General features: G+C 61.1%; 11 protein-coding genes and 1 pseudogene. All 12 read right to left on the minus strand.

The window, feature by feature from the left end; genetic code table 11:
- Positions 1 to 333 (minus strand): annotated as a pseudogene (locus AC1D0Z_RS12125) (NADH-quinone oxidoreductase subunit L); the annotation flags it as partial.
- Between the two features lie 7 nt (positions 334 to 340).
- Positions 341 to 649 (minus strand): NADH-quinone oxidoreductase subunit NuoK, encoded by a 309-nt coding sequence (nuoK, locus tag AC1D0Z_RS12130; RefSeq protein ID WP_007864437.1) that lies wholly within the window; start codon positions 647 to 649, stop codon positions 341 to 343.
- The gene (locus tag AC1D0Z_RS12135; RefSeq protein WP_477658500.1) at positions 646 to 1,299 is read right to left on the minus strand and encodes an NADH-quinone oxidoreductase subunit J; all 654 of its coding nucleotides are present in this window, start codon (positions 1,297 to 1,299) and stop codon (positions 646 to 648) included. Before AC1D0Z_RS12135 ends, nuoK begins: the two co-directional genes overlap by 4 nt.
- 52 nt (positions 1,300 to 1,351) lie before the next feature.
- Positions 1,352 to 1,849, minus strand: coding sequence for an NADH-quinone oxidoreductase subunit NuoI (nuoI, locus tag AC1D0Z_RS12140; protein ID WP_477654936.1), 498 nt, complete (start codon positions 1,847 to 1,849; stop codon positions 1,352 to 1,354).
- Positions 1,850 to 2,000: 151 nt separating this feature from the next.
- The gene (gene nuoH / locus AC1D0Z_RS12145; protein WP_477658501.1) at positions 2,001 to 3,074 is read right to left on the minus strand and encodes an NADH-quinone oxidoreductase subunit NuoH; all 1,074 of its coding nucleotides are present in this window, start codon (positions 3,072 to 3,074) and stop codon (positions 2,001 to 2,003) included.
- Positions 3,071 to 5,227, minus strand: a complete 2,157-nt coding sequence (gene nuoG, locus AC1D0Z_RS12150; protein WP_477658502.1) for an NADH-quinone oxidoreductase subunit NuoG — start codon at positions 5,225 to 5,227, stop codon at positions 3,071 to 3,073. The genes nuoH and nuoG overlap by 4 nt, the downstream gene beginning before the upstream one ends.
- An 18-nt stretch (positions 5,228 to 5,245) precedes the next feature.
- Positions 5,246 to 6,649, minus strand: coding sequence for an NADH-quinone oxidoreductase subunit NuoF (nuoF, locus tag AC1D0Z_RS12155; RefSeq protein ID WP_477658503.1), 1,404 nt, complete (start codon positions 6,647 to 6,649; stop codon positions 5,246 to 5,248).
- A complete protein-coding gene (gene nuoE / locus AC1D0Z_RS12160; RefSeq protein WP_477658504.1) occupies positions 6,646 to 7,140 on the minus strand; it encodes an NADH-quinone oxidoreductase subunit NuoE in 495 nt (164 codons plus the stop codon). The genes nuoF and nuoE overlap by 4 nt, the downstream gene beginning before the upstream one ends.
- A 17-nt stretch (positions 7,141 to 7,157) precedes the next feature.
- A complete protein-coding gene (locus tag AC1D0Z_RS12165; protein WP_477658505.1) occupies positions 7,158 to 8,411 on the minus strand; it encodes an NADH-quinone oxidoreductase subunit D in 1,254 nt (417 codons plus the stop codon).
- Positions 8,412 to 8,435: 24 nt separating this feature from the next.
- A complete protein-coding gene (locus AC1D0Z_RS12170) occupies positions 8,436 to 9,044 on the minus strand; it encodes an NADH-quinone oxidoreductase subunit C (protein ID WP_477658506.1) in 609 nt (202 codons plus the stop codon).
- A 3-nt stretch (positions 9,045 to 9,047) separates the two neighbouring features.
- The gene (locus tag AC1D0Z_RS12175; protein ID WP_477658507.1) at positions 9,048 to 9,527 is read right to left on the minus strand and encodes a NuoB/complex I 20 kDa subunit family protein; all 480 of its coding nucleotides are present in this window, start codon (positions 9,525 to 9,527) and stop codon (positions 9,048 to 9,050) included.
- Between the two features lie 49 nt (positions 9,528 to 9,576).
- Positions 9,577 to 9,676: NADH-quinone oxidoreductase subunit A (ndhC, locus tag AC1D0Z_RS12180; protein ID WP_477658508.1), on the minus strand; the 100-nt coding region annotated here is incomplete at its 5' end.

Here is a 9,676-nt window from a genome sequence, read left to right on the forward strand (position 1 = left end):
GATGTGCACCATGAGGGAGACAAAGGTCACCACGCACATCATCATGGCCGTGAGGCCGTCGACCAGGAAGCCGATTTCCATCTTCAGGCCGCCGACGTTCATCCAGGTGTAGAGCGTCTCGTTGAAACGCGCGCCGTCGACGGCTACGCTCTTGAGCGTCATCGCCGAGATGATGAAGGCCACCAGCACGCCGAGGATGGTGAGGCTGTGCGATAGGCGGCGGCCTATCCAGTTGCCGCCGAAGGAGGTGCCGAGGATACCGGCCGCCAGGGCGCCGGCCAGAGGTGCCAGCGGAACGGCCAGCAAGGCTGATGCTGAGAGGGTTTGGCTCATCTTGTTTTTAGCCCTGGAGCGTGTTGAGTTCGTCGACGTTGATGCTGGACTTGTTGCGGAACAGCAGCACCAGGATGGCCAGGCCTATGGCCGATTCGGCTGCAGCGACAGTCAGGATGAAGAATACGAACACCTGGCCGGCCATGTCGTTCAGGTAATACGAGAAGGCCACAAAATTCATGTTGACGGCCAGCAGCATGAGCTCGATGGCCATCAGCAGCACGATCAGGTTTTTGCGGTTCAGGAAGATGCCGATGACCGACAGCGCGAACAGCATCGCACCCAGCGAAAGAAAATGTCCCAGGGTGAGCGTCATGCCTTTTTCTCCTCGGCGGCTACGGGGGCCGCGACAACCACTGGTGCGGCCACGACGGATTTCATCTTCACCAGGCTTACGCGATCCGCGCGCTTGACACGGATCTGCTCAGAAGGGTTCTGGTACTTGGAGTCCTTGCGGGCGCGCAAAGTCAGTGCGATGGCGGCAATGATGGCCACCAGCAGGATGACCGCGGCGACTTCCAGCGGGTAGAGGTATTCGGAGTACAGCAGCTTGCCGAGCTCCTTGGTGTTGGAGACCTGGGCACCAATCGGGCCTGCGGCGGCAGTGAGCTTGGGAGGATCACGAAAGCCCCCCATCAGCACATAAGACATCTCCAGTGCAATGATTGCGCCGACGGAGCCGGCCAGCGGGAAATGCTTCCAGAAGCCCTTGCGGACACTGTCGATGTTGATGTCCAGCATCATCACGACGAACAGGAAGAGCACCATCACGGCGCCCACATAGACCAGCACCAGCGTGATGGCCAGAAACTCGGCTTTGAGGAGGATCCAGACGGCGGCAGCCTGAAAGAACGCCAGCACAAGGTAAAGCGCCGCATGCACCGGGTTGCGTGCGGTAATCACCTTGAATGCCGCAAACAGCAGCACCGCGGCGAAAACATAAAAAAGACCTGTTTTAGCGTCCATGTGTGGTGGATTCTTTCTTGAGCCAGCTGAGGAGAAATGGGTTCAGCCGGGTTTAGCGGTACTTGGCATCAGCCGCGCGGTTGGCGGCAATTTCGGATTCATACCGGTCGCCCACGGCCAGCAGCATCTCTTTGGTGAAATACAGGTCGCCGCGTTTTTCGCCGTGGTATTCAAAGATGTGGGTCTCGACGATGGAGTCGACCGGGCAGCTTTCTTCGCAGAAACCGCAGAAGATGCATTTGGTCAGGTCGATGTCATAGCGCGAGGTGCGGCGGCTACCGTCTTCACGCACGTCGGACTCAATGGTGATGGCCAACGCCGGGCACACCGCTTCGCAAAGCTTGCAGGCGATGCAGCGCTCTTCGCCGTTTTCATAGCGACGCAACGCGTGCAGGCCGCGAAAACGCGGGCTCAACGGGGTTTTCTCTTCGGGAAACTGAACCGTGATCTTGCGGCTGAACATGTACTTGCCGGTCAGGGCCATGCCCTTGAACAGCTCGGTAAGCATGAAGCTCGACGCAAAGTCTTTGATGGAGGCAACGGCACTCATGATGATTTCCTGCACAACTGAGTCAGATAAGGGGTGCTCGCGAGAGGCTCTGCCCCAGCAKGGGCCGCGGAACCGGCTTTGCCGGGCCGCAGGCGCAGCACCCCCTCGGGGGGCAGCGCATTACACGAAGTGAAAAGCGTGGGGGCCATATCTACTTCCAGATGTTGTAAGGCGTCTGCATCCAGGCGCCAACGACCACCAGCCAGACCAGGGTCACGGGAATGAAAATCTTCCAGCCCAGGCGCATGATCTGGTCATAACGAAAGCGCGGGAAGGTGGCGCGCACCCACAGGAACATGGTCACCACCACAAAGGTCTTGGCACCCAGCCAGATCCAGCCCGGGATGAAGCTCAACGCTTCGACCGGAGGCAACCAGCCGCCCAGGAACAGCAGCACGGCCAGGATGGCGACCAGCCACATGTTGGCGTATTCAGCGAGGAAGAACATCGCGAAAGCCATGCCCGAGTATTCGACCATATGGCCAGCCACGATCTCGGACTCGCCTTCGACAACGTCGAAGGGGTGGCGGTTGGTTTCAGCCAGGCCCGAGATGAAGTAGACGACGAAGATCGGCAGCAGCGGCAGCCAGTTCCACGACAGGAAGGTCCACCCGTGGCTGGCCAGTGTGCCCTTGCCCTGGCTCATCACGATGTCGGTCATGTTGAGACTACCGGACACCATCAAAACAACCACCAGGCAGAAGCCCATGGCGATTTCATAGCTGACCATTTGCGCTGAAGCGCGCATGGCGCCGAGGAAGGCGTATTTGGAGTTGGAAGCCCAGCCCGCGATGATCACGCCATAGACCTCCAGCGAGGTGATCGCCATCAGGAACAACAGGCCGGCATTGATGTTGGCCAGCGCGATCTCAGGCCCAAACGGAATCACGGCCCATGCGGCCAGGGCCGGCATGATGGTCATGATGGGGCCGAGCACGAACAGGCCCTTGCTCGCCGCCGTGGGGATGATGATTTCCTTGGTCAGCAACTTCAGCGCATCGGCGATCGGCTGCAGCAGGCCGAAAGGCCCGACGCGGTTAGGGCCGAGGCGGATCTGGGTGAAGCCGATGGCCTTGCGCTCCCACAAGGTGAGATAGGCCACGAGGCCCATCAGCGGCAGCAGGACACAGACAATCTTGATGAGCGTCCAAAGCACAGGCCATACCGTAGCTGGCCAGATGCCACCCATCAAACCCTGGCCGAAGGTGAAGATTCCATCGATCATGCGGCCACTCCTTCGAGCCTGGCTTCAAGGCCGGCGGCCTGGCGGGCATCCGCGGTCAGTTGCAGCGACGTGGCGCGCCTGACCAACCCATCGAGCTGGTAAATGCTGGCCACGGCTGGCGTGTGGGCAGAAACCACCGACAGGTCGACGGTAGCCTGCGTACCGTTGCCGAGTTTGTCCGCGGGAAGCTGCGCCGCATCGGCACCGGCAACCTGCTTGAGCACGTCCTGCGCGGATTCAAAATCAAAACCAGGCAAGCCCAGCAGGTTGGCGAGCACGCGCAACACCTTCCAGGCCGGACGGGTTTCGCCCAGCGGCTTGACGACAGCATGGAAACCTTGCACGCGGCCTTCGGCATTCACGAAAGTACCGGGGGTTTCAGTGAAAGGCGCGATCGGCAGCAATACGTCGCTGAAGCCCATGTTGGCCTTGAAGGGGCTCAGCGTCACGACCATCTGCGCGGCGTTGAGCGTGGATGTGGCCCTGGCGCCTGCGGCCGAGTCAAACTCAGGTTCATTGTTGAGCAGAATCACAGCCTTGAGCCGGCCGTCCAGCATCTGGCCGGCGTTGAGGCCCTTGTCTGCCGGCAAGGCGCCGGCCAGTTGGGCACCCACGGTGTTGGCAGCCTCTGTCAGGTAACCCACGGTGGCGCCGGTCTGCGCGCCAATCCAGTTGGCGAGCGCCAGCAGGCTGGAGGCCTTGGCGTGGTGTGCCGCGGCATTGCCCAGCAGGATGGCCTTGCGCTCGCCACCCAGCAGGGACTTGGCGATGGCCTTGGCCGCGTCGGTGGCCTTGCCTGCGGCCGGCGCGGTGACGCCCTTGTCGGCGGCAATCGCGGCGGCCACATCGGCAAGGGCCTGGGCCCAGGCTTCAGGCTCGGCCAGCAGCGCGTTGGCAAGGGGCATGGCCCAGGCCTCCGCGCCCGCCAGCTCGGCGGTGGAATTGATGGTGCTCAGCGCCCCACCCTTTCGGATCGCCTGGCGTATGCGCTGCGCGAACAGCGGATGGTCCTTGCGGAGGTTGGAGCCGACCACCAGCACGCGCTGAAGCTGCGACAGCGAGGCGATGGAGGTGCCCAGCCAACGGATGGCCGACGGCGTGGTGAACTCGGCGCTGCGCAGGCGGTAATCGATGTTCTCGCTGCCGAGGCCGCGCATCAATGAGGCAGCCAGGTAAAGCTCTTCGAGGGTGCTGTGCGGGCTCGCCAGGGTGCCGATGCTGCCGGCGCCGTGATCAGCCTTGATCTGCTTCAGGCCGTTGGCCACGTATTCGAGCGCGGTCTGCCAGTCGACGGTGTTCCATTCGCCGCCCTGCTTGAGCATGGGGCTGGTCAGGCGCTCGTCGCCGTTGAGGGCTTCATACGAGAAGCGGTCGCGGTCTGCGATCCAGCATTCGTTGACGTCTTCGTTCTCCAGGGGCACGACACGCATGACCTTGTTGCTCTTGACCTGAACGATCAGGTTGGCGCCAGTCGAATCGTGCGGGCTGACCGACTTGCGGCGCGACAGTTCCCAGGTGCGGGCGCTGTAGCGGAAAGGCTTGCTGGTCAGCGCGCCGACCGGGCAGATGTCGATCATGTTGCCGGACAGCTCGGAGTCCACCGACATGCCGACGAAGGTTTCGATCTCGGCGTGCTCGCCGCGATGCGACATGCCGAGTTCCATCACGCCGGCCACTTCCTGGCCGAAACGCACGCAGCGGGTGCAATGGATGCAACGGCTCATTTCCTGCATGGAGATCAGCGGGCCGACGTCCTTGTGGAAGACGACGCGCTTTTCTTCTTCGTAGCGCGATTCGCTGCCGCCGTAACCGACGGCCAGGTCCTGCAGCTGGCATTCACCGCCCTGGTCGCAGATCGGGCAGTCCAGCGGGTGGTTGATCAGCAGGAACTCCATCACGCCCTTTTGGGCCTTGATGGCTTTGTCGTTCTTGGTGCGCACGATCATGCCCTGAGTGACGGGCGTGGCACAGGCCGGCATGGGCTTGGGTGCTTTCTCCACGTCGACCAGGCACATGCGGCAATTGGCGGCAATGCTGAGTTTCTTGTGATAGCAGAAGTGCGGAATGTAGGTGCCAGCTTTTTCAGCCGCATGCATCACCGTGCTGCCTTCGAGCACTTCCACCTTCTGGCCGTCGAGTTCTATTTCAACCATATTTTTTCTTTCCGGGACTCAGGCTTGCGCGGCGGCCGAAGCCTGGGATGCTGGAGCCTGGTGGGCTGGCGTCTTGATCATGGCTTCAAACTCATGGCGGAAATGCTTGATCATGGCGCGCACCGGCATGGCCGCGGCATCGCCGAGCGCGCAGATGGTGCGACCCTGGATGTTGTCGGCCACCGAGTTGAGCAGCTCCATGTCGGTCTGTTTGCCGTGGCCGTTGTGGATGCGGTCCACGACGCGYCAGAGCCAGCCCGTGCCTTCGCGGCAGGGGGTGCACTGGCCACAGGATTCGTGCATGTAAAAGTAGGACAGGCGCTTGAGCGACTCGACCATGCAGCGGCTGTCATCCATCACGATCACCGCACCCGAACCCAGCATGGAGCCGGCCTTGGCGATGGAGTCGTAGTCCATGGTGCATTCCATCATGATGGAAGCTGGCAGTACGGGCGCCGAAGATCCGCCGGGAATCACCGCCTTGAGCGTGCGGCCCTTGCGCACGCCGCCGGCGAGTTCCAGCAGCTTGGAGAACGGCGTCCCCATGGGCACTTCGTAGTTGCCGGGCAGTTCGACGTCGCCCGAGACCGAATAGATCTTGGTGCCGCCGTTGTTGGGCTTGCCGCATTCGAGGTAGGCCTGGCCGCCGTTGCGGATAATCCAGGGCACGGCCGCGAAGGTCTCGGTGTTGTTGATGGTGGTGGGCTTGCCGTAAAGGCCGAAGCTGGCCGGGAACGGCGGCTTGAAGCGCGGCTGGCCCTTTTTGCCTTCGAGCGATTCGAGCAGCGCGGTTTCTTCAYCGCAAATATACGCACCGAAGCCGTGCGAGGCATGGAGCTGGAAGCTGAAGCCGCTACCGAAGATGTTGTCGCCCAGCAGGCCGGCGGCACGTGCCTCTTCCAGTGCTTCTTCAAAACGCTGGTAGGTCGCGAAGATTTCGCCGTGGATGTAGTTGTAGCCCACGCTGATGCCCATGGCATAGGCAGCGATCGCCATGCCCTCAATCACGCTGTGCGGGTTGTACTGCATGATGTCGCGGTCTTTGCAGGTACCCGGCTCGCCCTCGTCCGAATTGCAGACCAGGTATTTCTGGCCCGGGAACTGGCGTGGCATGAAGCTCCACTTGAGCCCGGTCGGGAAGCCTGCGCCGCCGCGGCCGCGCAGGCTGCCGGCCTTGACTTCAGCAATCACCTGGTCTGGCGTCATGCCCTCGCCGCCATCCTGCTTGAGGATCTTGCGCAGGGCCTGGTAGCCGCCGCGGGCTTCGTAGTCCTTGAGCCGCCAGTTGCTGCCATCTAGGTCGGCGAGGATTTGCGGGTTGATGTGCCGGCCATGAAAGCAGGTCTGCACGCCGGTGGCCGAGAACTGGGACAGCACGCTCTGCGCGGCTGCGCTGTGAGGAGTCAGGGGTGCGAGCGTCATGGTTGCTTTGCCTCGGCGGATTTGAGACCTTCGATAAGCTGGTCCAGCTTCTCGTTGCTCATGAAGCTGCACATGGTGAGGTCGTTGACGAGCATCACCGGAGAGTCCGCGCAGGCGCCCAGGCATTCGGACTGCTGCAGCGTAAACAGGCCGTCGTCGCTGGTCTCGCCCATGGCGATGCCCAATTTTTGTTCCAGATGCTTGAGCGCCTTGGCACCGTCGCGCAACTGACAAGGCAGGTTGGTGCAGACGTTGAGCTTGTATTTGCCAACGGGGCGTTGGTTGTACATGTTGTAGAAGGTCGTGACTTCGTGCACGGCAATTGGCGCCATGCCGAGGTATTCGGCGACGACTTTTTCGCTCTCGGCGCTGACATAGCCGTGCTCTTCCTGCAGGATGGTGAGGCAGGCCATGACGGCCGACTGCTTCTGGTCCGCGGGGTATTTGGCGACTTCGCGGTCGAAGCGCGCTCTGGTTTGTTCAGAAATCATGGGGGAAACCATCCGGTTTAGCGATCAATCTCACCGAACACAATGTCCATGGTGCCGATCACGGCGACGGCGTCGGCGATCATGTGGCCGCGCGACATTTCGTCCATGGCCGCGAGGTGCGGGAAACCCGGCGGGCGGATCTTCAGGCGATACGGCTTGTTGGCGCCGTCGCTGACGATGTAGATGCCGAACTCGCCCTTGGGGTGCTCGACCGCCGCATAGGCTTCACCTTCGGGCACATGAAAGCCTTCGGTGAAGAGCTTGAAGTGGTGAATCAGCTCTTCCATGTTGGACTTCATGGATTCGCGGTCCGGCGCGGCGACCTTGTGGTTGCTGGTGATCACAGGACCGGGGTTCACGCGCAGCCAGTCGATGCACTGCTTGATGATGCGGTTGGACTGGCGCATCTCTTCGACGCGAACCAGGTAGCGGTCGTAGCAGTCGCCTGTCTTGCCGACAGGAATGTCGAAGTCCATCTTGTCGTAGACGTCGTAGGGCTGCTGCTTGCGCAGGTCCCAGGCGAAGCCCGAGCCACGGAGCATAGGGCCGGTGAAGCCGAGGTTGAGGGCGCGCTCAGGCGACACCACGCCAACACCGACGGTGCGCTGCTTCCAGATGCGGTTGTCGGTCAGCAGGGTTTCGTATTCGTCGACGTAGCCGGGGAACTTTTTGGTGAAATCCTCGATGAAGTCCAACAATGAGCCCTGTCGGTTTTCATTCAGAGCTTCAATAGCCTTGGCGTTTTTGACCTTGCTGACGCGGTATTGCGGCATCGTCTCGGGCAAATCGCGATACACACCGCCCGGGCGGAAATAGGCCGCATGCATGCGCGCGCCGGAGACAGCCTCGTACATGTCGAACAGCGCCTCGCGCTCGCGGAAACAATAGATCAGGATGTTCATCGCGCCGCAGTCGAAACCATGCGCGCCCAACCACAGCAGGTGGTTGAGCAGGCGTGTTATTTCAGCGTACATCACGCGGATGTACTGAGCGCGCACCGGCACGTCAACGCCGAGCAGCTTCTCGATGGCCAGGCAATAGGCCTGCTCGTTGGACATCATGGAGACGTAGTCCAGCCGGTCCATGTAGGGCAGCGACTGGATATAGGTCTTGCTTTCGGCGAGCTTTTCAGTGGCGCGATGCAGCAGGCCGATATGCGGGTCAGCGCGCTGGATCACTTCGCCGTCGAGTTCCAGCACCARGCGCAATACGCCGTGCGCAGCGGGATGCTGTGGCCCAAAGTTGAGCGTGTAGTTTTTGATTTCAGCCATGTGGGTATCTCTTGCCAACGCTGCTTACTGCAGTCCGCCGTAGTTGTCTTCACGGATCACCCGCGGGGTGATCTCGCGCGGCTCAATGGTGACCGGCTGGTAAATCACGCGCTTTTGCTCGGGGTCGTAGCGCATCTCGACATGGCCGGTGGTCGGGAAATCCTTGCGGAAAGGATGGCCGATGAAACCGTAGTCGGTCAGGATGCGGCGCAAGTCGTTGTGGCCTTCAAAGATGATGCCGTAGAGGTCGAATGCTTCGCGCTCAAACCAGTTGGCCGAGTTCCAGATGCCGTTGAGCGAATCTACTACGGGGAAATCGTCGTCGGGGCAGAACACCTTCAGGCGCACGCGTTGGTTGAGGCTGACCGACAACAGATGCGAGACCACACAGTAACGCAGACCGTCGTACTGACCGTCCCTGTACTCGGAATAATCGACGCCGCACAGGTCGATGAGCTGCTCGAAACGGCAGCCTGGCGCATCGCGTAGCAGGGTTGCAGCCGCGAGGTAGTCTGCAGCAGCAACCGTGAGGGTGATTTCACCCAATGCGGTTTTCAGGCTTTTGACTTTGTTACCGAGCACGGCTTGAATTGTGTCGGTGAGCTGCTCCATGGACACAGGAGAAGAGGGCATCACTTATGCCCTCGCAATCGTATTGGTGCGGCGGATTTTCTGCTGCAGCTGGATGATCCCATACATGAGCGCTTCGGCGGTGGGCGGACAGCCCGGCACGTAGACGTCTACCGGCACGATGCGATCGCAGCCGCGAACCACGGAATAACTGTAGTGGTAGTACCCGCCGCCGTTAGCGCAGGAGCCCATGGACAGAACCCAGCGCGKCTCGGACATCTGGTCGTACACCTTGCGCAGAGCCGGGCCCATCTTGTTGCACAGTGTGCCGGCCACAATCATCAGGTCGGACTGGCGTGGGCTGGGACGGAACAACATGCCGAAACGGTCCAGGTCGTAACGCGCCGCGCCCGCATGCATCATTTCGACGGCGCAGCAGGCCAGACCGAATGTCATGGGCCAGAGCGAACCCGTCTTGGCCCAGTTCACCACCGAGTCGTAACTCGTGGTCATGAAGCCTTCGTTGAAAACACCTTCAAGTGACATACCCGTACCTTTGTGGCGAGAAACGCCCTAGAGAACCCTCGGGATCTTTTTATTCCCAGTCCAGCGCACCTTTTTTCCACTCGTAGACAAATCCCACGACCAGAATGCCCAGGAAAATCATGACCGACCAGAAGCCGACAGGACCGATT

Source organism: Polaromonas sp. P1_E3 (assembly GCF_056405935.1).